The following is a 20896-nucleotide window of genomic DNA, read 5'->3' as shown; positions in this document are numbered from 1 at the left end:
TCGCCGGTGCTATCGTCGCTATTGCTGTTGTCACTGTTGGTATCATCACCAGGGTGCTGATTCACGGTGTTCTCCCGGGTGCTGTTGTCGTAGCAGGTTGAGAAGGCGATGAGCTCGAGGTATCTACACTCAGGGCATCAAGGATGTGACAGGTGGCGGCCAGCGTTGTGGCCAGCTCCCGCGCCCTGCCCAGTGTGTCGCCTTGGGGGGCGCAGTCCACGACGTGTGTCTCACAGCCAAACGGGGTGAGTTCAAGATCGTCCCGGCTGCGGGCATCGGTCAGTATCCAGAGACGCGTCGTTTCAGGTGTCTGGTGCTGAAGTCGGGTCAGGCGCTGGCGAGTGTCATCCAGTCCGCGTCGTAGTGGGGTGCCACCGCCCGGCACGAGGTTGTTGAGCAAAGGCGTGATCGTGCGTGGCGCGCGCCGGGGGGCCATGACTTCGGTGACGCCATCGCCGCCCAGGGTTATCAGCATCAGCTGTTCGCGAGCAAGATAAACGCTGGAGGCAATCTGTGTGACCAGCGCCATTGCTTTCTCGAGCTGACGTGTTCGTTGACTGTGGTTCTGACGGTTCAGGCTGGAGCCGGAGATATCGAGAACAATGCAGGTCAGTCTGTCTGGGCGGCGACGTTCGCGCTGCCAGACCAGTGACGGCAATGAATCAAGCGGCGAACCGGCGTAGGGCATCGCTGCCTTGCGCAGGCTTCCAGGCCAGTCGATGCGCGGTCGCCCAATGGCGTCACGGCCTTTTATTCGTGCCCCCTGCTGTCGAATTTTCGATCTACTCGGGAGTGCACTACTTGAGGGGGACGGAAGCTTGATATGCCAGCCGGTGGCGGTGTCCAGAGCAGACGATGCGTGATCGGCCGGCAGGTTGCCCCAGTCACCGCTGCCCGGATCATGATCATCACGATCCGGGTCAGCGCCACGCTGCTCGTCGCTGTTTGCCGAGGGCAGTTGCCGTTCCGGCCCGCTATCGGGTCGGGTGGTCGACGCATCGTGGCTGGAGGTCAGATCCGGACGATGAGGGGCATCGGTAGGGGGACGACGGCCCGGGTAGCGTCCTGTCCGAGGGGAAGGCGTCTGGTCAGATGATGACTCGTGCTCGGAGCCAGCGTTGTCTTTTTGATGGTTACCCTCATTCCCCTGATTGCCATCAGAGCCGCCTTCCGGCGTGGTGTCCGCTGCCCACTGAGGAGCACGATGCGCCATGACCAGTGCGGCCAGCGCATCGATGTCTTCCAGCGTCACGGTCTGTCGTCCCTGCCAGGCGGCATGGGCCAGCGCGCCACGACGCCAGGCCAGATCCGCGCGAACGCCTTCCACGCCGGCCTCAACACAGCGTGTGGCAATAATTCGGGCGAGATCCGATGGCAGGGTGACTGTCGAGAGGCGGTGGCGGGCAGTAGACAGTCGCTCACGCAGCAGCGCCTGTTCTTCCTGCCAGTCAGCCATGAAAGTATCCGGATCACGATCGAAGGCCAGCCGGCGTTCAACAATCTGCAGGCGCTGCTCGATATCCGGTGCGGGGTGATCCAGTACGGCGAGCCCGAAACGGTCCAGCAGCTGCGGACGTAGTTCGCCTTCATCGGGATTCATGGTGCCGATCAACAGAAAGTCCGCGGGATGCTGATGGCTGATACCGTCGCGCTCGACATGGTTGATGCCGCTGGCGGCTACATCGAGCAGCAGATCCACCAGCGCGTCGGGCAGGAGGTTGACCTCGTCGATATAAAGCACGCCTTCGTGGGCACGGGCCAGCAGCCCGGGCTGGAAGGCGACCTCGCGCTCTCCAAGGGCGCGGCCCAGATCCAGCGTGCCGGTCAGCTGTGCTTCGTCGGCCCCCAACGGCAGGGTCACCAGCGAAGATCGTGAAAAGGGCAGCAGCTCGGCAAGGCTTCGCGCCAGCGTTGATTTGGCTGTGCCCCGCGGACCGCTTACAAGTACCCCCCCCAGTCGGGTATCCAGTGCTGCCAGAATAAGGGCCAGCTTGAGGCGGTCATGACCGGTGACAGCCGTGAATGGAAAGAGCGGGCGTGGGGTGCTGGTCATGTCATCTCCATAAACGCAGAGACGTGATAACGCGACATGACTGTCCGCCACCTGCTCACATGATGAGGGGGCGTCAATAAGCGCAGCGGCTGTCGGCACGGGCAGCCACCTGATAAGGAAATACGTCACTTGTGTGCTCCTGCGTATCGACCCGTACGCGTGGCAGTCATTACTGATGATGCCGTGGGCATCACCACCCTGTATCATCGCCGGGCCGGTCTCCGGGCTGACGAGCTGGCGGACACGATGTCTGCCGGGCTGAAGCACCTTCCCGACTCATTGGAGTCAGTGGTCACGCACAAGGCGTCTGCTTCAAGCCACTCGATTACCGTTGCGGGGACAGCAGTGAACTTGCATCACTTTCCCGATTATCCCGTGCAGACTGCACGGGCACCCGAGCGCTGCTCATCGTGAGCCGGGGCAATGATGGAGTCAAGTCCGGCACGAGGGTGTGTTCGGGCGGGCAGTACAGGGGTGTATCCCTTTATCGTTGTCCCACTGCCGGGTGCCTGGTAGCGTCTGTACATGTTTACCCGAGTCAATGTCATGACCTTTAATATTTCGCCCCCTGACAATGCCAAAGATGCCGGTATTCAGGCCCATATCGATAGCCGACTGAAGCCCCCGGGGGCACTGGGTACGCTGGAGGCTACCGCGGCGTCGCTGGTGCGTATTCTGGGGCCTTCAAGCACCACCATTAATGCACCGGCCATGCTTCTTTTTGCCGGCGACCATGGTGTGGCGTTCGAGGGCGTTTCCATTGTAGAGCCCTCAACCACCCAGTTGATGGTGCATCACTTCCTCGAGGGGAGTGCCGCCATCAACGTTTTCTGCCGTCAGGCCGACCTGGCATTGAAGGTCATCGACTGTGGGACGCTCACCGTGCATGAGCCGCACCCACAGCTTGTCAGCCACCGGCTGGGCGAGAAGACAGCGCCTTTCCACCGGGAGCCTGCCATGACTCTGGAGCAGCTCGATACCGGTTTTGACAATAGCCGACGGCTGGTCGAGGAACTCCATGCCGACGGCTGCAATCTGATCGCCCTGGGTGAGATGGGGATTGGCAACACGACCAGTGCCAGCGCTCTGATGGCGGCGTTGACGCATTTGCCGTTTGAGGCGTGCATCGGTGCCGGCAGCGGCGTGACGCCCACCATCATGAAGCGCAAGCAGGACATCGTGCAGCTGGGGCTTCAACGCCATGCACAAAGCCTGGAGGATCCGCGGCTGGCGCTGGCGGCCCTGGGCGGGTTCGAGATCGTGAGTATGGTCGGGGCGATTCTGGCCGCCGCTGAAAAGGGCATGGTGATTCTGGTGGATGGTTTTATCACGACCGTGGCCGCGCTGTGTGCCTGTCGTATTGCCCCGGAAGCGCGCGGTTATCTGATCTTCTCGCACTGTGGCGACGAGCGCGGTCACAGGCCATTGCTGGATCAGCTCGAGGCGGCACCGCTGTTGCACATGGGGCTGCGACTTGGAGAGGGCTCGGGTGCTGCGCTGGCACTTCCGCTGCTGCGCTCGGCGCTGGCCTTTTATTACGAGATGGCCTCGCTTGAAGAGGCTGGTCTGACGCTATGACACGCAAGGCCCTCGCCCGTCAATGGCAGTGGGGCTGTCTGGCGGTGAGTTTTCTGACTCGCCTGCCAGTGCGTGTTCATGGTGACGTGACCCCGCAGGCACTGGGGCGCTGTCATCGCTGGTTTTCACTGGTCGGGGCGCTGATTGGACTGGCGCTTGCGCTTGTCTACTGGAGTCTGGTGCAGGTTCTGCCTGTGTCGATTGCAGTGTTCATGACGCTGGGGCTGTCTCTCTGGCTGACAGGGGCCCTGCACGAAGACGGGCTGGCGGATTGCATGGACGGCCTCGGTGGTGGGCAAACCGTGGCTCAGCGGCTGGCCATCATGAAGGACAGTCGGGTCGGCAGCTATGGCGTACTGGCGCTGGTCATCAGTCTGGTCGGACGCTGGTTGCTGTTGAGCGCTATGGCGCAGCAGGACACCATGCTGGTGATGATGGCCCTACTGACGGCTCATGCTCTGAGCCGTGGGCTGGCAGCCTTCATGATGGGCATGCTGCCGTATCTGCGATGCGATGGTGACAGCAAGGTGCATGCACTGACCGGCCATCAGCGTCTGGAGGATCGTGTCTGGCTGACCGGCGTTGCTGCGTTTGTTGCCGTGTTTTCTGCCGGCGTGGGGTCGGGCATCCTGCTGCTTGTGGTGACGGCACTCTCGGGGCTGGTCCTGTATGGCTGGTTGAAAAAACAGCTTGGCGGCGTGACCGGCGATGCGCTGGGCGCCGTGCAACAGATTACCGAAATTCTTTTATATCTGGCGCTGGTGATGGTTCATGCATGAGTTGATTCTGGGGGGGGCGCGCAGCGGCAAGAGCGTCCATGGCGAAGCGCTGGCGGTTCAGAGTGCCTGTGAGGTCACCTATATTGCGACGGCGCAGGTATACGATGACAGCGAAATGCGCGCCCGTATCGAATCCCATCGCGAGCGCAGACCTTCTCATTGGGTGCTGGTAGAAGCACCGCTGAGCCTTGGTGAAGCCATCGAACGTCATGCCCGGGCTGATCGTCTGCTGCTGATCGACTGCCTGACCCTCTGGCTGACCAACCTTTTACTCGAGGGCGATGAGCGATTCGTACAGGAACGTGCTCGATTGCTGGAGGTGCTTGATCACGCTCCGGGGCGTGTCGTGATGGTCAGCAATGAGGTGGGGCAGGGTGTGGTCCCCATGAATGCCCTGTCACGACGTTTTGTGGATGAAGCCGGCCAGCTTCATCAGGTATTGGCATCACGGTGTCAACGCGTCTGGTGGGTGGTGGCCGGCCTGCCACAGTGCCTCAAGGGCAACGTGACATGAGCTTTCAGACCCTGATGATCGATTGCCTGCGTCACGGCGCCTGTGAAGGGCCTCAGGAATGTTTGCGCGGCCATACGGATGTGGCGTTGAGCGCGAAGGGTCATGAACACATGCTGGCGGCAGCAAAACGGTTGCCGCGACCCCATGCCATTCTCTGTTCGCCGTTGATTCGCTGCAAAAGGGTTGGCGAGTTACTGGCACAGGACTGGAACGTGCCCTTGCATGTCGTACCCGAAATCATGGAGATGAATTTTGGAGACTGGGATGGGGTAGCCACGCAGGATCTGCTGCAACACGCCCGCCCGGCGCTGGAAAATTTCTGGCGTGACCCGCAGGCATTTCCACCCCCCGGGGGAGAGAGCCTTGATGATTTTCTGGCCCGCATCGATCAGGGGTGGCAACACCTTCTTGTGAAGGGCATGACGCTGGCGGACAAGGGCCAGCAAAAAAAGGAAGAGGGCCCGGTACGCCTTCTGGTCTGTGGCCATGCCGGTGTCATTAAAAGCTGGATGGCAATGCGGCTGGGTATGCCTCTAACTCAGGGCAGCTATCTCCATCGCTTACATTTGCCCTATGCCGGTGTCGCACGTCTACGAGTCGATATCGATCGACAAAGCGGCGAGCAGTTTGAACAGTTATATGCGCTTGGTTCATAAGATGACCCCCAGCCGTAAGAACACATTAAAATTATACCGTTATCTTTTATGTTGCTAACCATTTCGTTATCTTTAATTGTTGATCAACTGTTGGGGGAACCTTGTCGGTTTCATCCACTGGTCGGGTTAGGGCAGTGGGTCACCGCTGTTGAAAAATGGGTTTACCCCCAAAAAAAGCGACATTTCAAAACACTTGTTGCCGGGTTCGTAGGCTGGTTCGTGGTCATCACGCCCATCATGCTGGCCACCCTTTGGGTGGATCAGATTGTTGAGGGTTTCTGGCATGAGCTGCTGGCGGTCCTGATACTTTATCTGGCCATTGGACGACAAAGCCTGATTGAACATGCCCGGCGCGTTTACCAACCGCTTTTAAAAGATAACCTTGAGGCTGCACGTCAACAGGTCGCCATGCTGGTCAGTCGGGATACCCAGCAGCTGGATGCTTCCGAAATATCACGCGCTACCTGTGAGTCGGTGCTCGAAAACGGCAGCGATGCGCTTTTTGCCGCGATTTTCTGGTTTGCCGTCGCCGGAGTCCCGGGGGTTGTCCTTTACCGGGTGGTCAATACGCTCGATGCCATGTGGGGCTATCGCAGCGAGCGCTATCTCTATTTCGGACGCATTGCTGCACGTGCAGATGATGTCATGAACTGGATACCGGCTCGATTGACCGCGTTTTCCTATGCACTGGCCGGCTGGCACTGGCAGGCCACAAGAAACACCTGTGGCACAGCCATGCGATGCTGGTGGAAGCAGGGCAGAAGCTGGAAAAGCCCCAATGCCGGGCCGGTCATGGCTGCCGGTGCCGGGGCGCTGGGGATACAGCTGGGCGGTGGCGGTATCTATCACGGCAAACGTGTCGAAAGCCCGCTGCTGGGCATCGGGCGTCCTGCGGCCCCCCTTGATATTGAGCGCGCCTGCACACTGATCTGGAGGGCGTTGCTGATCTGGCTGACCGCACTGTTCATTATCGCGTGGATATTGTCATGACCGTTGCACCTGACGCTTCTCCCTTACACGGTGGTCGACTGTTTGAGGTCAGTCGTCGTTATGGTATCGAGCGACGTGACTGGCTGGACCTGTCTACCGGAATCAATCCCTGGCCCTATCCGATCACGCCTATCAATGCGAGTGCCTGCCAGGCACTGCCGGATCAGGATCAGGCGCTTCATGAAGCGGCGGCGCGCTATTATCTGGGCAGCTCGCTCGGGGCTGGCGAAAACGGCTTTTCAGCGTCACTGATGCTTTTGAACATTCCCGGGTCGCAGTGGGCCATCGAGCACCTGCCACGCTGCATTGAATCGGGAACAGTGGCCCTGCCGGATATCGGCTACCGGGAGCATGAATGGGCCTGGCAGCGGGCCGGGCACCAGACGCTTTTGTACGATGCCGACCGCCCTGAAGCCGTGATTGAAAAAAAAGCGGATACAAACAGTCTGCGGGCCGTGGTTGTCATTAACCCCAACAATCCCGGTGGGCAACATCTATCGCCAGGCACTCTGCACGCGCTGGCCGCCGAGCTTCAGCACAAGGAAGCCGTGTTGATTGTCGATGAAGCCTTTGCTGATGCAACGCCCGAGCAAAGCCTACTGCCCGATATCGCTGATAACGTTATCGTACTGCGCTCGCTGGGCAAATTTTTTGGCCTGGCCGGCCTGCGTCTGGGTACCGTCGTGGGGCGAGCACAATCAGACGTCATGACGCATTTATCGTCTTTACAGGGCCCCTGGCAGGTCACATCGCCGACTCAACAAGCCGGCATGGAAGCCTTTTCGGATGATGCCTGGCAGTGCCAGATGAGAGGGCAGCTACAACGAGCCAGCCAACAGCAGGGACAGTGGCTTGAAAGACAGCTCAAGGCTCATGGCGATATCCTCCGCTGGCGTCAAAGCGCACTATTCAATGGATTTGAGATGTCGCTTGAACATGCCAGCCAGTGGCATGAGGCGTTTTTACCTCAGGGCGTACTGACGCGGCTTTGGTTGATGAATGAACAACGCGCTATCTTGCGCTTCGGATTGCATGATGAAAGTGCAGACGCCATTCGTCATCTGGAGCAGGCAATGTCAACGGCCCAAAAGATCATGGCGGCGCGATCATGAATCAACACGCATATAGCGGGGCACAAAGAGAGGCGATCTATCGCGTCATTCGTGAGCGGCGTGATATGCGCCATTTCCTGCCTGATCCGGTAGATCAGGACGTGATACAGCGTATGCTCGAGGCCGCCCATGACGCGCCAAGCGTAGGGTACATGCAGCCGTGGCGATTCGTCTGTATTCAAGACCCCGCACTGCGTGAGGCCATGGCGCAGATGGTCGATGATGAGCGTCACGCCACGGCGCAGGCACTTGATGAGCGCGGTCAGGCGTTTTTGAAGCTCAAGGTTGAAGGGATTCGTGAATGCCCGGAGTTATGGGTCGTGGCACTATGCGAGGCGCGCGAAAAATATGTCTTCGGGCGACGCACGCTGAACGAGATGGATCTGGCCTCTGCCAGCTGCGCGATCCAGAATCTCTGGCTGGCCGGTCGGGCCGAAGGTATCGGTGTGGGCTGGGTGTCACTTTTTGATCCCGAAGCGCTGAAATCACTGATTCAGGCCCCCGAGAGCGCATGGCCCATTGCCATTTTATGCATCGGCCATGTCGATGCCTTTTATAGCATGCCCATGCTGGAGCAGCAGGGGTGGGACCAACGCCGTTCGCTCAAGGATTTGATCGGCATTGATGGCTGGCCCGAATAGCGGCGTTTTCGAAAGCATTCTGGCAGCTCAGCGCTTCGAATCACGAGCCTGTCGGTAGGGTCTCTGCAATAAACTCGTCGGACTGCATGCGCCACATTGAGGCAAAGACACCGCCCTGACGGCGCAGCTCGCCCGGCGAGCCATCCTCTATAATACGACCCTGCTCCATGACCACGATGCGATCGAAGTTGGAAATGGTCGATAGCTTGTGAGCGACAGCGTGCACCGTGCGGCCCTTGATCAGGTCGTTGAGGCCAGCTGAATTTCTCGCTCCGAGTGTGTATCCAGGGCTGATGTCGGTTCATCGAGCACCAGAATGGGGGCATCCTTTAAAAAGGCGCGCGCAATCCCCAGGCGCTGACGCTGGCCACCTGACAGTCGTACGCCACGCTCTCCGATCATCGTGTCATAGCCATCCGGCAAAGTTCGAATGAACTCATCACACCAAGCCTGCCAGGCAGCCTTTCGTACTTCCTCATCGCTGGCTTCGGGACGTCCATACCAGATGTTTTCCATGATTGAGCGGTGAAAGAGCGCGCTTTCCTGCGGGACTACTGCCATGGCCGCCCTCAGGCTGTCCTGATCCACCTCCTGAACGGGCTGTCCATCGATCAGAGTGTGTCGGCAATGGCCCCAAACTGCTGCGAAATATCCACCAGTGCCAGCGCCAGATCACGCGAACCATGCAAAATACGAAATGTCAGGGCACTCACCACCATATCGCCGGCGGTTATCGCTTCCTGATGCCATAGCCAGAACGCCCAGAAAATCGACGCAGGGTGGGGTGACGTTCCAGGTCAGCGTTGAAAGAATGCTGTTGGTCGAAGCACCGGTCGCTGAAATACGCGCCCCTAGTGCCCCGGTTGATTGACGATTGAAATATCGCATCGACTGCCCGGTAAGATAGTGGAAAAGATCCACTCTCAGTTCGGCACAGGTAGATACGATCACTCGGCTTCCAAACCAGCCGCTGCCTCGCCATAGCACGCTTTCCAGCACAATCAGGGCAATAACTCCCTGCGATCCAGTTATCGGCTTCAAAAGCCTGTCATTAATTCGAGACAAAAAGGCATGAAGTGTTAATTATCACCATTACAAATGATTAACAATCCATGCGTATCAATGCCATGGATGTTCATGCCCTCGTAGGGAGCATCTGATTTTCATTCGATCATTTGTTAAATCATGAGATGCGCTATATTGAATCGTGCAGGACTTATCGACTCAAGGAGGATGCTGGATGTCATTTATTAAAAAAGGGGCCACCACGCTGGCCATAGCAGGCGCCATGTTTGCCGTGGCAGGCTGCTCAAGCTCCGAGCCGAAACAGCAGGATCCCAATATTGACAGTGTGATCCAACAATCCGAGCAGGGCTATCGCAATACAACGGTCGGCTACAGCTTTACTTATCCTGAAAATTGGCAGAACAGCGTTGTCCAGCGCGATACGTTTGAGTGGAATGATCAACGCATTGATGCGCAGAACATGGCAGTGTTCTATTACAAGAATTTCGAGCTCAATAACACCCCTGAACCCTTGCTGGCTCTGGCGACCTATCCGCAACAGGAGTGGGAGCAGATGCAGCGTCAGGCGAAGGATCGTAGTGGCTCAACGCCGCCTTATGTCATCGCCACCAAGGACGATCAGGTACTGGTCGCCTACATCAACACACAAAATCCATATGATGCCGGTTCCAGGCAGGGTCAGGAGTACGCTCGTCACGTCCTGACACCCGGGCAGGTCCAAAGCGCCATCAACTGGTAAACCGGTATACTGGCGGGGCCCTGAGGGGCTCTGCCATTGAGACCCTGCCAATGGATCCTGTCTCCCTGATTGTGCTTTCCTTTCTATTGCCTCCTCTGGCGGTCTATCTGGCTGTCGGTATCGGCGACCCTTTCTGGCTGAATCTGCTTCTTACCCTGATGGGTTATGTACCCGGTATTATTCATGCCCTCATCGTTGTCACATGACCTGTCAAAAAAGGTGCGCATTTCGTTTATGATGCGGCCTTTGCTCAATACTTATCGGAGTCCATGAATGCTCAAGCGATTCGAGCGCAATGACAGCGGTCATGACTATGTCGTTGGCGATCTGCACGGGCATTACGCATTACTCGAGCGTGAACTGACCCGAGTTGAATTTGATACCGGCAAGGATCGGCTTTTTAGCGTGGGAGATTTAATCGACCGCGGCCCTGATTCCCTGAAATGCTTGGAGCTGGTACATCAGCCCTGGTGCTTTGCGGTAACCGGCAATCACGAAATGATGGCGCGCAATGCACTGTTTGATAATCATTGGGGACAGTGGTTAAGCAATGGGGGAGAGTGGTCTCGGGATCATGACAAGGTCGTGCTGAGAAACCGCCTCGCAGACGCCATGATGAAAATGCCGCTGGCGTTCGAGATAGAGACCTCAAACGGTACGGTGGGCATCGTTCACGCCGAGCCTCCAAAGGACTGGGCGGACATTCGCAAGACATCTCGTGAAACGCTTCTCTGGTCGCGACAGCGCATCGAATCCGGTCTTGATGACGTTGTCTCCGGCATTGACGCCGTAGTGGTGGGGCATACGCCCGTGCCTGCGCCCAAAACGCTTGGGAACGTACGCTACATTGATGTTGGGTCGTTTTTCAGTGGTCGCGTGTGTCTGGAAAAACTCGAAGACATCGCTGCCTTGATGAAAAAGGACGGGAATCCCTGAATGTTCGTGAACTACCTCTTTCCTTTTGCATAACAGTGATGTAGGATACGCCCCGTTCTCGCAAATATCGGGAACAGCGTCGGGGCGTAGCGCAGCTTGGTAGCGCGCCACAATGGGGTTGTGGAGGTCGCAGGTTCGAATCCTGTCGCCCCGACCAAAAGTTTGATGAACAAGCCGCTTCAGGTTAATCGCCGAGGCGGCTTTTTCGTGTCCAGACGTTGGCGAAATGATATTGGCAGGTCTCTTTTACAACCGCATTTTCATGTCACAAGCATTCGCTTGTCCGATAGGGTGAGTGAGCCAATACATCAGGAGACAGGGCGATGAAAAAACTTCCCGGAATGCTTGTCGGCACAATAATTGGTCTGGTGGCGTGGTGGCCGACCCAGAGCATGGCATCTGCCATTCTTCTCGGCGTGGCCTGCGGTGTGGCATGGGATCTCTGGCGTAAAAAATCTTCATAGACTCTTCGTAACTGAACTCGAGAGCCCTACAAAAATACCAGGGACAAGGCTGCCGAGTCGCGGTTATGCTGACGCGCGCGGCCGGTAAACTTGCCTGCTGCTTAAGAAGCATTAATCTTCAGTCATTGCAGGCTCAGGAGAAAAGCGTGGCTCGTCAATTGAAAAGCGCTACACGAGGACTGATCATCATGACAGTCCTTGCGACATTGTCAGGTTGTTCCCTTTTTTCGTCAGATAAACCGGAAAGCGCTGCAGCAGTGCCGCCACCGCCATCGCTGATTGGATATAACGGCATGAGCATGTGCCAGCCCTACAGTGACAAGCTCTGGGGAAATTTTCTGATGATTGGCAAGGTGGTTTCTATCGATTCCCCGCAAAACATGCATGTCAACATTTTGCGTTCCGAAGCCATGAAGCATCCTGCCATCCAGATGACCGGCTATCCGCGTCAGATCATCGATCAGCGCCAAAAGTGGTATCCCTGCGAAGGGCAGGGGTAAGCACGATGGGGTAGATTCTGATAATGGCATTCATTGTCAGATTTACGCCAAAATCCCGCAAAAAGTGCGGTATACTGTTTACATATGATTACTGCTTGATGAGGAGCAGTGACAGTTGGCTTATCCTGACTAAACGGCTGACTGTCCAAACCTCACACCGCCTCCTTGAGGCGGTTTTTTTTGGCCACTGCTCAGTAGATGCCACATCCTCTCAAATAAAAATTATTCTCTTTTGCATTGATTTCCTTTTCAGGATCGTTCAAAGTGTTTCTCAGACGCCGCGGCGTCTGATTCATTTCGGTATGTCAGGTGCTGAAATGGATTCTCTCCTCATCATCAGGTCCTTTCGCCGCCTTTCCTCTGGAAAGGCGGCTTTTTATGGTTCGCTTCCATGGCATGCAGGCATTGAGACGCTGAGCTATCCTGCGGCTATGACGCACGGCAAGCCCTCGTCAGGCGACGTACCCGCAAAGGAGACCGATTCATGGCCTACGCCAATATTGTCGACAGCAACAACAATGTGATCGACCTTTACTATCAGGATTGTGGTCAGGGGCCGGCAGTGGTGCTGATCCACGGTTGGCCGTTGAGCCACCGCATGTGGGAGTACCAGATCAATGCCCTGACCGAAGCCGGCTATCGCTGCATCGCTTATGACCGTCGCGGCTTTGGTGACTCGGAAAAACCCTGGAATGGTTACGACTACGATACGCTGGCCGACGACTTGGAAGGGTTGCTTGAGCATCTGGATCTTGCCGATGCCACCCTGGTTGGTTTTTCAATGGGTGGGGGGGAAGTTGCACGCTATCTGGGACGCCACGGCAGCAAACGTATCCGCAGTGCCGTGCTGATCGGAGCCGTGCCGCCTTACATGCTCAAAACCGATGACAATCCCGAAGGCGTGGATCAATCAATTTTTGATGACATGCTGGCCAATGTGAAAAAGGATCGCCCCGGCTTTCTGGGTGGGTTCGGCAAACTGTTTGTCAATCATGATGGTCGAGCACCAACGCTTTCCGATGAGCTTTTGGCCTACAATCAGAGCATTGCCAATTTTGCCTCTCCCAGAGCCACGCAGGAATGCATCAAGGCCTTCGGCTTGACGGACTTTCGTCAGGATCTGGAAAGCATCGATGTGCCCACGCTGGTCATTCATGGCGACGACGACCAGATCGTGCCGCTGGCCAACAGCGGGCAACGCTCGGCAGACATGATTAAAAATGCCCGGCTTGAGATCGTGAAGGACGGCCCACATGGCCTGAACTTCACTCATGCTCAGGAACTTAATGCGCTGCTGATTGATTTTCTGAAGCAGGGGCGTTAATCAAAAAACGAAGTAATCACTAAAAAAATTCGGCCAGCGGATGGGCTGGCCGTTAGACATGATACCTGTCGCTGTTACCGGAAGTCGTGCCAGGGTTAATCAACCTCCTGTTGCCATCGAACTCCCTGTCAGTGTGCTTCCCTGCACAATGTTTTTCTCTTTTCCGGCAAAGACATCATGACCGGCTAAAATGACAAAAATATGATGGCAACGTGTCTTTTTGCAAAGGCCGAGATAGCAATCAACACACTCACTTTCAGCTTCTAAGCTGTCAGGCATCGGGCCATTATCATGAGCGAACTTAGAACCACACTGGTACAGGCCGATCTTCGCTGGGAAGATATCGACACCAACTGCCAGCTGCTCGATGAGTGGCTGCAGGAGGTCACTACCAGCGATCTGATCGTTTTGCCGGAGATGTTTGCAACTGGGTTTACCATGGCGCCTGAGCGCATGGCGCAATCCATGCAGGACAGTCAGGCCGTGGCGTGGATGCAGCAAACAGCGCAAACCCACAACGCCGTGGTTACCGGCAGTGTGGCCATTGCTGAAGATGGGCACTACTTCAATCGTCTCATCTGGGCCCGGTCGGATGGCACCATGGCGACTTATGACAAGCGCCATCTCTTTCGAATGGGGGAGGAAAACGAACACTATGGTATGGGAAATCAGCGTGCCATCGTGGAGCTCAACGGTTTCAAAATTTTGCTGACGGTGTGCTACGACCTTCGCTTTCCCGTGTGGTTACGCAATGTTGATTGTGAATACGATGTTCTGGTGTGTGTTGCCAACTGGCCATCGGCCAGGCGTATGCCATGGCGCACACTGCTGCAGGCACGGGCCATCGAGAACCTGAGCTATGTGATCGGTGTCAATCGCGTTGGCGATGATGCCCGCGGGCTGAACTACAGCGGTGACTCGATGCTGATCGATTATCGCGGTGATGCCCTGATTGATGAGGCGCGCGATCGCGCCTTTGTGCGTACGGGTGTGATCGGCAAGCAAAGCCTTGACGACTTCCGTGAAAAGTTTCCTGCCCATCACGATGCTGATCGTTTCACGCTGCATATGTGACGGCATTCTCATCCTCATGCAAAAGTCCCGGCCGCTTGCCGCGCCCGGGACTTTTGCATGACCGCGCCAACGCAGCCCGGATCAGCTCGAACGATAAAACGCTGCCTTTATAAGCTGGCGAGTATAGGCATGGCGTGGTCGCTCGATCACCTCCTGTGTTGTGCCGTGCTCGATCATCTCACCATCCTTGAGCACCATCAGGCGATGGGCCATGGCACGAACCACTGACAGGTCATGACTGATAAACAGATAGCTGAGCTTTCGTTCGTGCTGAAGCGCGCGCAGCAGTTCAATCAGCTGGCGCTGAATCGTGCGATCAAGCGATGAAGTAGGCTCATCAAGTACCAGAATGCCGGGGGTTAAAATCAAGGCGCGCGCCAGCGCAATACGAGCACGCTGGCCACCTGAAAACTCATGCGGATAGCGTGTCAGTACCTTCGCGTCCAGACCGACCGATACCAGCGTCTCGATCACTCGCTCACACACCGCATGTCGGTCCAGTTCGGGAAAGTGAAAGCGCAACCCTTCACTGACGATCTCCTCAACGGTCATGCGAGGTGACAGCGCGCCGAAGGGGTCCTGAAACACGATCTGCATGTGCCGACGTTCAAGGCGCAGCGCACGGCTACCCAGCACATCAAGGCGGGTATCGCCCAGCCATATCTCGCCACTTGAGCCGATCAGCCTCAACAGCGCAAGCGCCAGCGTACTCTTGCCGGAGCCGGATTCGCCCACAATGCCAAGTGTTTCCCCCTGATATAGCGTCAAGGAAACAGGTTTCAGGGCCATAAAGGCAGCAGGTCGAGGCTGCAAGAGCCGACGGGGCCGTTGAAAGGCGACCGACAGATTCTTCGCCGACAACACCTCGGGTGCGTGTATTGGTATGGGTGCCGGTTTGCCTTCCGGCTCGGCATCAACCAGGGCCTGAGTATAAATACTGGTGGGGCGCGACAGTACTTCTCGAGTGATTCCGGTTTCCTGCACACGTCCATGGTGCAGTACGCATACCCGATCAGACCAGTGACGCACTAAATTGAGATCGTGCGTGATTAAAAGCATCGCCATGCCCATCGAGTCAGCCAGTTCACGCAACAGCGAGAGGATCTCGCGCGCCACGGTGACATCAAGCGCGGTGGTGGGCTCATCGGCGACCAGAAGCTCGGGGCGATTGGCAATCGCCATGGCGATGACCACGCGCTGGCGCTGCCCGCCGGAAAGTTCATGAGGCCAGGCGTTGATCAACTGCTCGGGGCGCGGCAACCGCACCTGCTCCATCAGTTCAAGGATTCGCGCGCGCAAAGGCGCCCCGCGCAGCGGATGGTGCAGGGTAATGGCCTCACCGATCTGCCGACCGATGCGATGCAGCGGGTTGAGCGCACTCATCGGTTCCTGAAAGACGACGCCCACCCGGCTGCCATGCAGAGTTTCCCAGTCACGGTGGGACAGCGTTTCAAGCCGGGTGTCTCCCAGAGAGCGCCTGCCCTCAACACGAATGCCTGCCGGCACCAGATTTAGCGCGGCCATGGCCGTCATGGTTTTGCCAGAGCCGGATTCTCCTACCAGGGCCAGCGTTTCACCGGCCGCGACACTCAGGCTGATACCATGCACGATAGGGGTGTCATCAGCGAACACGCGCAGTTTTTCCAGCAACAACACGGTTTTTTCGCAGGCGTTGTTCATGATGACGCGCGACCTCCTACGGAAAGTACGGCATGGCGCGGGTCAAAGGCATCACGCAGCCCCTCGCCAATAAAGATCAGCAGCGAGAGTAAAACGGCCAGTGTCATGAAGGCCGTTAGTCCCAGCCAGGGTGCCTGCAGGTTGTTCTTGCCTTGGGCCACCAGCTCGCCCAGCGAGGGCGACCCCGGTGGCAGGCCAAAGCCCAGAAAGTCGAGCGCCGTCAGCGTGGTGATCGCGCCCGTAAAGATAAAGGGCAGAAAGGTCAGCGTGGAGACCATGGCGTTGGGCAGGACGTGGCGCCACATGATCAGCCGAGCCGGTAACCCCATGGCGCGCGCAGCGCGCACATAGTCAAGGTTGCGTGCGCGCAGGAACTCGGCGCGCACGATATCGACAAGCCCCAGCCATGAAAAGGCGATCATGATCAGCGCCAGCCACCAGACGCTGGGCACGACCAGACTGGAAAGAATGATCAGGATAAAGAGCATGGGCAGGCCGGCCCATAGCTCGATGACGCGCTGACCGACCAGATCTACCCGGCCACCGAAATAGCCCTGCACAGCGCCCACGATAACGCCAATCAACACCGACCCCAGCGTGACAAGACCGGCAAACAGCACCGACAGTCGAAAGCCATGGATGACGCGCGCCAGCACATCGCGCCCCTGGTCATCGGTGCCCAGCCAGTGCGCAAGGCTCGGCGGTGACGGGGCAGGGGTATCAAGTGCCATATCGATACTCTGCCAGGAAAACGGGATGGGAGGCTGGATCAGCCATCCCCTGGCGTGAATCAATGCCTGCACGGCCGGATCACTATAAAGCGCCGTGGTGGGCAAAAAGCCCCCAAAGGCGGTTTCGGGATAGTCCACAAACAATGGCCAGTACCACTGACCGTCAAAACGCACGACCAGCGGTGTGTCATTGGCAATCATCTCGGCGGGCAGGGTTACCAGCAGCAGTGCCAGAAACAGGGCGCTGGCGACCATGGCCCGCCGATTGCCACGAAAAGCGTCCAGCCGACGGCGCATGAGGGGAGAAAGCCGAAAAAACGAGATATTGGCCAAGGGCTAGCTCTCCCGCCGTTCAAAATCGATACGCGGATCGATCGCCACATAGGTCAGATCAGAGATGAGCTTGAGCACCAGGCCTATGAGCGTAAAGAGAAAGAGCGTGCCAAAGATGACCGGATAGTCTCGCTGCAGCACGGCTTCATACCCAAGCATCCCGAGTCCGTCGAGCGAGAAAAGCACCTCGATCAAAAGCGCCCCAGTGAAGAAAATACCCACCAGTGCAGAAGGCAGGCCCGCAATCACGATCAGCATCGCATTGCGAAACACATGACCATAAAGCTGGCGTCGCTCGGAGGCGCCCTTGGCACGCGCGGTCATCACATATTGCTTGTGAATCTCTTCAAGAAAACTGTTGCGGGTCAGAAAGGTCAGGGTGGCAAAACTGCCGATGGTCAGGGCGGCGACCGGCAGGGCGATATGCCAGAAATAATCGAGGATTTTCCCCCACCATGAGAGCTGGTCAAAATCGGGCGAAGTCAGTCCGCGCAGCGGAAACCAGTCGAGATAGCTGCCACCGGCAAAGACCACGATCAACAGCAGCGCGAACAGAAAGCCCGGAATGGCGTAGCCCACGATCACCAGTGCCGAACTCCACAGATCAAATCGGCTGCCCTGACGTACTGCCTTGAGAATTCCCAGCGGTACGGAGACAAGATAGACCAGCAGCGTGCTCCAGAGCCCCAGAGAGATGGATACCGGTAGTCGATCAATGATCAGCGTCGTGACTGACTGGCCCCGAAAAAAACTCTCGCCGAAATCCAGCCGGACGTAGTCGCCCATCATCATGACAAAGCGCTGCCACAGGGGCTTGTCGAATCCGAACTGCGTATTGAGTTCCTCGATGAAAACAGGATCGATACCGCGTGTACCGCGGTTGGCATCACCGCTGGCCACAACGCCATCGCTGCCGCCACCCAGTGCTGCACTCGAGCTCATTCCTTCGATACGCGACAGCATCTGCTCGACCGGGCCGCCGGGGGCGGCCTGCACGATCATGAAATTGAGCAGCAGGACCGCCAGCAGGGTCGGCACCATCAACAGCACCCGCATTACGATATAGCGTGCCATGAGCGCTACTCCTGATGGGCATCCACCGTGTCGGCGCCCTGAGGGTCGACCCACCAGCTGTCGAGATCCAGGCCGTATTCGGGACTTTGATCGGGCATGGCAATTTTTTTCCAGTAGGCCAGGCGTGTGACCGGCGAATGGTACTGGGGGATGACGTAAAATTCCCAGCGCAGGACACGATCCAGAGCCGCTGCGGCAGCCTCCAGATCCCTGCGTGAATCGGCTCGAATGATGTGATTGACCAGATCATCAATGACCGGACTCTTCAAACCAATCAGGTTGCGACTCTGAGGCTGGTCGGCATACTCACTTCCCCAGTACTCGCGCTGCTCGTTGCCGGGGTTATTGCTCTGGGCAATGACAGTCGTCGTCATGTCAAAATCGAATTGACGCATTCGTACCAGATACTGACTTGAATCCACGGTACGCAGGTTGACCTCCACGCCCAGGCGCGCAAGATTGCGCACCATAGGCAGCGCCATGCGCTCGAGTCTGGCGTCACTCAGGAGCAGCTCAAAGCGCAGCGGCCGGCCGGTATCCCGGTTGATCATCCGGTTGTCCTTTACCTCATACCCGGCTTCATTGAGAAGCGCCAGTGCCTTTTTGAGTCTGGGGCGCAGCGCCTCGGGTGCTTCAATGGGCAGAGGAGATTCAAACACCTCCCGGGGCAGCTGGTCGCGCCAGGGCGATAGAAGAGCACGCTCGGCGGCGCCCGGCACCCCTGTGGCCTCCATCGAGGAGTGATCGAAAAATCCACGTGTGCGGGCATAGAGACCGTAAAACAGATTGCGGTTGAGCCAGTCGAAATCAAACGCCAGCCCCAGTGCCTGGCGAACACGCCGATCCTTGAAGATCTCCCGACGCTGGTTCATCACAAAGCCCTGCATGGGCGCGGGATTGTGATCCTCGATTTCGACACGCTTGATCAGTCCCTGGCGCGCAGCCGGGAAGTCATAACCGGTGACCCAGTGACGTGCGGTGGTCTCGATACGAAGATCAACCCGACCGGCTCGAAAAGCGGTCAGGGCAACGCTGGGGTCGCGGTAGTAATCAAAGATCAGGCGATCAATGTTATATCGCCCCTTGTTGACCGGCAGGTCCTTGCCCCAATAGTGATCGTCACGCTGGTAGACAATGCGCTGACCGGGTTGAGTGGAGGCAATGCGATAAGGGCCGGAGCCCATCAGGGGATTAAGCGTGGGCCGCGTGATATCACGCCCCTGAAGGTCTTTTGCTGACAGTACTGGCATCTGCCCAACAATCAGCGGCAGCTCACGCGAATTATGTTCGCCAAATTCAAAGCGCACGGTGCGTGGGGAAAGTCTTTTGATCCCGGCGACATCGGCATAGTAGGCCCGATACATGGGCGAGCCCATGGTCTTCAGGGTCTCGAAGGTAGTGACAACATCCTCGGCCGTCACCGGGCTGCCATCATGAAAGTGGGCCCGGGTGTCCAGATCGATTTCCATCCAGCGCCGGTCCGGGTCCAGCCGAATCCCCGCCGCCAGCAGCCCGTAAAGGGTAAAGGGCTCACCCGGGCTTTCCACCATCAGGGTATCGAAGGGCAGTCCTCCCATCGAAGTGAGCCCGTCGGCAGGGTTGCCACGCACGATAAAGGGATTGAGTGAGTCAAAGCTTCCCGGTGCCGAACGCACCATGTCACCGCCTTTAGGGGCATGCGCATTGACCCAGGGAAAGTGGTCAAAGCCGTCAGGAAGTGCCGGAGTGTCATAGAGCGAGAGGCCATGCACGGTGGGCACATCGCCGACCGGGGTTGCCTGAACCCCGCCAGCGAGCAGCGCCATCATGAGCACGGCCCAAAGCACGCCATACCCTCGAGTCATGCGTGCCATGTCATAAAGGCGCCTTCAAAACCGATCTTTCCAGGCACGCAGGGTGGCGAAGGTGGCCAGTGCATCATGGCTCTCTCCCTGCTCGGATACACCACGCTGTACACTTTCAAGATGCGCCCGCATAAAGGGGTTGATAAGGCGCTCACGGCCGATGGTGCTGGGCAGGGTGGGGCGGTCCAACGCGCGCGCCTTTTGACACTCGTCGAGCAGGGCATCGCGAGCGCTGTTGTCCGGCTCGGCGGCCTGAGCAAATTTCAGGTTGGACAGCGTATATTCATGTGCACCAAAGACCAGCGTGTCATCATCAAGCTCGGAAAAGCGGGTCAATGCCTGATGCATCTGCTCGGGGGTGCCTTCGAAAAGACGGCCGCAGCCACCACAAAACAGGATATCGGCACAAAAGAGCAGCGACGGTGTACCGCTGGAAAGAAACGAGATGTGATCCAGTGTGTGGCCGGGCGTGGCCATGACCTCAAAGTGGCGTCCCATCAGTCGAAAGCGATCACCTTCTCCGACAGTGTCATCGATGCCGGCAATATCGGGGTTGTCCGGGCCGATGACTCGCGGGGCGTAGCGCTTTTTAAGCTCGGCAAGCCCGCCGGTATGGTCCTTGTGATGATGGGTGATCAGGATGGCGTCAAGGCGTGCGCCCGTGCGCTCCAGATAGTCGATGACCGGCTGTGCTTCGCCCGGGTCGACAACGACAACGCTGCCCGAGTTGTCCTGTTCCATCACCCAGATGTAATTATCCTGGAACGCCGGCAGTGGTTTGACGGTCAACATGACAATCCTTGATGAAGTAGGTTGAAAAAAGGGTATAAGGTGCCCGATATGGCGAG

The 20896-nt window shown here is 57.5% G+C and carries 23 protein-coding genes, 1 tRNA gene and 1 riboswitch; of the genes, 15 read left to right on the top strand and 9 right to left on the bottom strand.

What is annotated here, in order from left to right; genetic code table 11:
* Positions 1–61 precede the first annotated feature (61 nt).
* Positions 62–2053: an AAA family ATPase gene (locus ACUN8C_RS08400; protein WP_445621755.1), complete on the bottom strand. Its 1992-nt coding sequence runs from the start codon at positions 2051–2053 to the stop codon at positions 62–64.
* Positions 2054–2248: 195 nt separating this feature from the next.
* Positions 2249–2467: riboswitch (cobalamin riboswitch) on the bottom strand.
* Positions 2468–2599: 132 nt separating this feature from the next.
* Between ACUN8C_RS08400 and cobT the strand changes: the two genes are divergently transcribed.
* Genes cobT through bluB form a run of 7 tightly spaced genes read left to right on the top strand, consistent with a single transcriptional unit; the run spans position 2600 to position 8323 of the window.
* On the top strand, positions 2600–3631 hold the full coding sequence (gene cobT / locus ACUN8C_RS08395) for a nicotinate-nucleotide--dimethylbenzimidazole phosphoribosyltransferase (protein WP_445621754.1): 1032 nt from the start codon (positions 2600–2602) through the stop codon (positions 3629–3631).
* Complete coding sequence (cobS, locus tag ACUN8C_RS08390) at positions 3628–4410, top strand: adenosylcobinamide-GDP ribazoletransferase (protein WP_445621753.1); 783 nt, start codon at positions 3628–3630, stop codon at positions 4408–4410. Before cobT ends, cobS begins: the two co-directional genes overlap by 4 nt.
* On the top strand, positions 4403–4924 hold the full coding sequence (cobU, locus tag ACUN8C_RS08385; RefSeq protein ID WP_445621752.1) for a bifunctional adenosylcobinamide kinase/adenosylcobinamide-phosphate guanylyltransferase: 522 nt from the start codon (positions 4403–4405) through the stop codon (positions 4922–4924). The genes cobS and cobU overlap by 8 nt, the downstream gene beginning before the upstream one ends.
* Complete coding sequence (locus ACUN8C_RS08380; RefSeq protein WP_445621751.1) at positions 4921–5580, top strand: histidine phosphatase family protein; 660 nt, start codon at positions 4921–4923, stop codon at positions 5578–5580. The genes cobU and ACUN8C_RS08380 overlap by 4 nt, the downstream gene beginning before the upstream one ends.
* A 48-nt stretch (positions 5581–5628) precedes the next feature.
* Entirely contained in the window at positions 5629–6570 is a 942-nt protein-coding gene (gene cbiB / locus ACUN8C_RS08375) for an adenosylcobinamide-phosphate synthase CbiB (protein WP_445621750.1), read from the top strand.
* Positions 6567–7682 (top strand): threonine-phosphate decarboxylase, encoded by a 1116-nt coding sequence (locus ACUN8C_RS08370; RefSeq protein ID WP_445621749.1) that lies wholly within the window; start codon positions 6567–6569, stop codon positions 7680–7682. The genes cbiB and ACUN8C_RS08370 overlap by 4 nt, the downstream gene beginning before the upstream one ends.
* The gene (gene bluB, locus ACUN8C_RS08365; RefSeq protein ID WP_445621748.1) at positions 7679–8323 is read left to right on the top strand and encodes a 5,6-dimethylbenzimidazole synthase; all 645 of its coding nucleotides are present in this window, start codon (positions 7679–7681) and stop codon (positions 8321–8323) included. Before ACUN8C_RS08370 ends, bluB begins: the two co-directional genes overlap by 4 nt.
* 40 nt (positions 8324–8363) lie before the next feature.
* Here bluB and ACUN8C_RS08360 read toward each other — a convergent pair whose 3' ends face one another.
* The 3 genes from ACUN8C_RS08360 to ACUN8C_RS08350 all read right to left on the bottom strand — a co-directional run bounded on the left by ACUN8C_RS08360 (position 8364) and on the right by ACUN8C_RS08350 (position 9364).
* Positions 8364–8549 (bottom strand): hypothetical protein, encoded by a 186-nt coding sequence (locus ACUN8C_RS08360; protein ID WP_445621747.1) that lies wholly within the window; start codon positions 8547–8549, stop codon positions 8364–8366.
* Between the two features lie 14 nt (positions 8550–8563).
* Complete coding sequence (locus ACUN8C_RS08355; protein ID WP_445621746.1) at positions 8564–8884, bottom strand: ATP-binding cassette domain-containing protein; 321 nt, start codon at positions 8882–8884, stop codon at positions 8564–8566.
* A gap of 111 nt (positions 8885–8995) precedes the next feature.
* Entirely contained in the window at positions 8996–9364 is a 369-nt protein-coding gene (locus ACUN8C_RS08350; RefSeq protein ID WP_445621745.1) for an ABC transporter transmembrane domain-containing protein, read from the bottom strand.
* Positions 9365–9563: 199 nt separating this feature from the next.
* Here ACUN8C_RS08350 and ACUN8C_RS08345 point away from each other — a divergent pair, with 199 nt between their 5' ends.
* The 8 genes from ACUN8C_RS08345 to ACUN8C_RS08310 all read left to right on the top strand — a co-directional run bounded on the left by ACUN8C_RS08345 (position 9564) and on the right by ACUN8C_RS08310 (position 14386).
* The gene (locus ACUN8C_RS08345; protein ID WP_445621744.1) at positions 9564–10088 is read left to right on the top strand and encodes a hypothetical protein; all 525 of its coding nucleotides are present in this window, start codon (positions 9564–9566) and stop codon (positions 10086–10088) included.
* A gap of 50 nt (positions 10089–10138) precedes the next feature.
* Entirely contained in the window at positions 10139–10294 is a 156-nt protein-coding gene (locus ACUN8C_RS08340) for a YqaE/Pmp3 family membrane protein (protein ID WP_445621743.1), read from the top strand.
* A 67-nt stretch (positions 10295–10361) separates the two neighbouring features.
* The gene (locus ACUN8C_RS08335; RefSeq protein ID WP_445621742.1) at positions 10362–11024 is read left to right on the top strand and encodes a metallophosphoesterase; all 663 of its coding nucleotides are present in this window, start codon (positions 10362–10364) and stop codon (positions 11022–11024) included.
* 80 nt (positions 11025–11104) lie between these two features.
* Positions 11105–11181: transfer RNA gene (locus ACUN8C_RS08330), tRNA-Pro, on the top strand.
* A 166-nt stretch (positions 11182–11347) separates the two neighbouring features.
* Positions 11348–11488 carry a hypothetical protein gene (locus ACUN8C_RS08325; protein ID WP_445621741.1) on the top strand — a complete coding sequence of 47 codons (141 nt, stop codon included), beginning with the start codon at positions 11348–11350 and terminating at the stop codon, positions 11486–11488.
* A 146-nt stretch (positions 11489–11634) separates the two neighbouring features.
* Positions 11635–11988: a hypothetical protein gene (locus tag ACUN8C_RS08320; RefSeq protein ID WP_445621740.1), complete on the top strand. Its 354-nt coding sequence runs from the start codon at positions 11635–11637 to the stop codon at positions 11986–11988.
* A gap of 484 nt (positions 11989–12472) precedes the next feature.
* Positions 12473–13312: an alpha/beta fold hydrolase gene (locus ACUN8C_RS08315; RefSeq protein WP_445621739.1), complete on the top strand. Its 840-nt coding sequence runs from the start codon at positions 12473–12475 to the stop codon at positions 13310–13312.
* A 291-nt stretch (positions 13313–13603) separates the two neighbouring features.
* Positions 13604–14386, top strand: a complete 783-nt coding sequence (locus ACUN8C_RS08310) for an amidohydrolase (protein ID WP_445621738.1) — start codon at positions 13604–13606, stop codon at positions 14384–14386.
* 81 nt (positions 14387–14467) lie between these two features.
* Here ACUN8C_RS08310 and ACUN8C_RS08305 read toward each other — a convergent pair whose 3' ends face one another.
* The 5 genes from ACUN8C_RS08305 to gloB are packed head-to-tail and all read right to left on the bottom strand — an operon-like array spanning position 14468 to position 20840.
* Entirely contained in the window at positions 14468–16066 is a 1599-nt protein-coding gene (locus ACUN8C_RS08305) for an ABC transporter ATP-binding protein (protein WP_445621737.1), read from the bottom strand.
* The gene (locus ACUN8C_RS08300) at positions 16063–17130 is read right to left on the bottom strand and encodes an ABC transporter permease (protein WP_445621736.1); all 1068 of its coding nucleotides are present in this window, start codon (positions 17128–17130) and stop codon (positions 16063–16065) included. The genes ACUN8C_RS08305 and ACUN8C_RS08300 overlap by 4 nt, the downstream gene beginning before the upstream one ends.
* Before the next feature lie 3 nt (positions 17131–17133).
* A complete protein-coding gene (locus tag ACUN8C_RS08295) occupies positions 17134–18204 on the bottom strand; it encodes a microcin C ABC transporter permease YejB (protein ID WP_445621735.1) in 1071 nt (356 codons plus the stop codon).
* A 5-nt stretch (positions 18205–18209) separates the two neighbouring features.
* Positions 18210–20057, bottom strand: a complete 1848-nt coding sequence (locus ACUN8C_RS08290; RefSeq protein ID WP_445621734.1) for an ABC transporter substrate-binding protein — start codon at positions 20055–20057, stop codon at positions 18210–18212.
* A 15-nt stretch (positions 20058–20072) separates the two neighbouring features.
* Positions 20073–20840, bottom strand: coding sequence for a hydroxyacylglutathione hydrolase (gloB, locus tag ACUN8C_RS08285; protein ID WP_445621733.1), 768 nt, complete (start codon positions 20838–20840; stop codon positions 20073–20075).
* Positions 20841–20896: the final 56 nt, after the last annotated feature.

Source organism: Kushneria sp. Sum13, assembly GCF_052692355.1.
The sequence above is the reverse complement of the archived record's forward strand: the minus strand, read 5'-3'. Positions and strand labels throughout refer to the sequence as shown.

Excerpts from the sequence above, each read along its gene's own strand:
- bluB (WP_445621748.1), top strand. The coding sequence starts at position 7,679 with ATGAATCAACACGCATATAGCGGGGCACAAAGAGAGGCGATCTATCGC.
- ACUN8C_RS08340 (WP_445621743.1), top strand. The coding sequence starts at position 10,139 with ATGGATCCTGTCTCCCTGATTGTGCTTTCCTTTCTATTGCCTCCTCTG.
- gloB (WP_445621733.1), bottom strand. The coding sequence starts at position 20,840 with ATGTTGACCGTCAAACCACTGCCGGCGTTCCAGGATAATTACATCTGG.
- ACUN8C_RS08310 (WP_445621738.1), top strand. The coding sequence starts at position 13,604 with ATGAGCGAACTTAGAACCACACTGGTACAGGCCGATCTTCGCTGGGAA.
- ACUN8C_RS08345 (WP_445621744.1), top strand. The coding sequence starts at position 9,564 with ATGTCATTTATTAAAAAAGGGGCCACCACGCTGGCCATAGCAGGCGCC.
- ACUN8C_RS08400 (WP_445621755.1), bottom strand. The coding sequence starts at position 2,053 with ATGACCAGCACCCCACGCCCGCTCTTTCCATTCACGGCTGTCACCGGT.
- ACUN8C_RS08295 (WP_445621735.1), bottom strand. The coding sequence starts at position 18,204 with ATGGCACGCTATATCGTAATGCGGGTGCTGTTGATGGTGCCGACCCTG.
- ACUN8C_RS08290 (WP_445621734.1), bottom strand. The coding sequence starts at position 20,057 with ATGGCACGCATGACTCGAGGGTATGGCGTGCTTTGGGCCGTGCTCATG.
- ACUN8C_RS08315 (WP_445621739.1), top strand. The coding sequence starts at position 12,473 with ATGGCCTACGCCAATATTGTCGACAGCAACAACAATGTGATCGACCTT.
- ACUN8C_RS08335 (WP_445621742.1), top strand. The coding sequence starts at position 10,362 with ATGCTCAAGCGATTCGAGCGCAATGACAGCGGTCATGACTATGTCGTT.
- ACUN8C_RS08325 (WP_445621741.1), top strand. The coding sequence starts at position 11,348 with ATGAAAAAACTTCCCGGAATGCTTGTCGGCACAATAATTGGTCTGGTG.
- ACUN8C_RS08380 (WP_445621751.1), top strand. The coding sequence starts at position 4,921 with ATGAGCTTTCAGACCCTGATGATCGATTGCCTGCGTCACGGCGCCTGT.
- cobU (WP_445621752.1), top strand. The coding sequence starts at position 4,403 with ATGCATGAGTTGATTCTGGGGGGGGCGCGCAGCGGCAAGAGCGTCCAT.
- ACUN8C_RS08305 (WP_445621737.1), bottom strand. The coding sequence starts at position 16,066 with ATGAACAACGCCTGCGAAAAAACCGTGTTGTTGCTGGAAAAACTGCGC.
- cobT (WP_445621754.1), top strand. The coding sequence starts at position 2,600 with ATGACCTTTAATATTTCGCCCCCTGACAATGCCAAAGATGCCGGTATT.
- cobS (WP_445621753.1), top strand. The coding sequence starts at position 3,628 with ATGACACGCAAGGCCCTCGCCCGTCAATGGCAGTGGGGCTGTCTGGCG.
- cbiB (WP_445621750.1), top strand. The coding sequence starts at position 5,629 with ATGTTGCTAACCATTTCGTTATCTTTAATTGTTGATCAACTGTTGGGG.
- ACUN8C_RS08370 (WP_445621749.1), top strand. The coding sequence starts at position 6,567 with ATGACCGTTGCACCTGACGCTTCTCCCTTACACGGTGGTCGACTGTTT.
- ACUN8C_RS08355 (WP_445621746.1), bottom strand. The coding sequence starts at position 8,884 with ATGGCAGTAGTCCCGCAGGAAAGCGCGCTCTTTCACCGCTCAATCATG.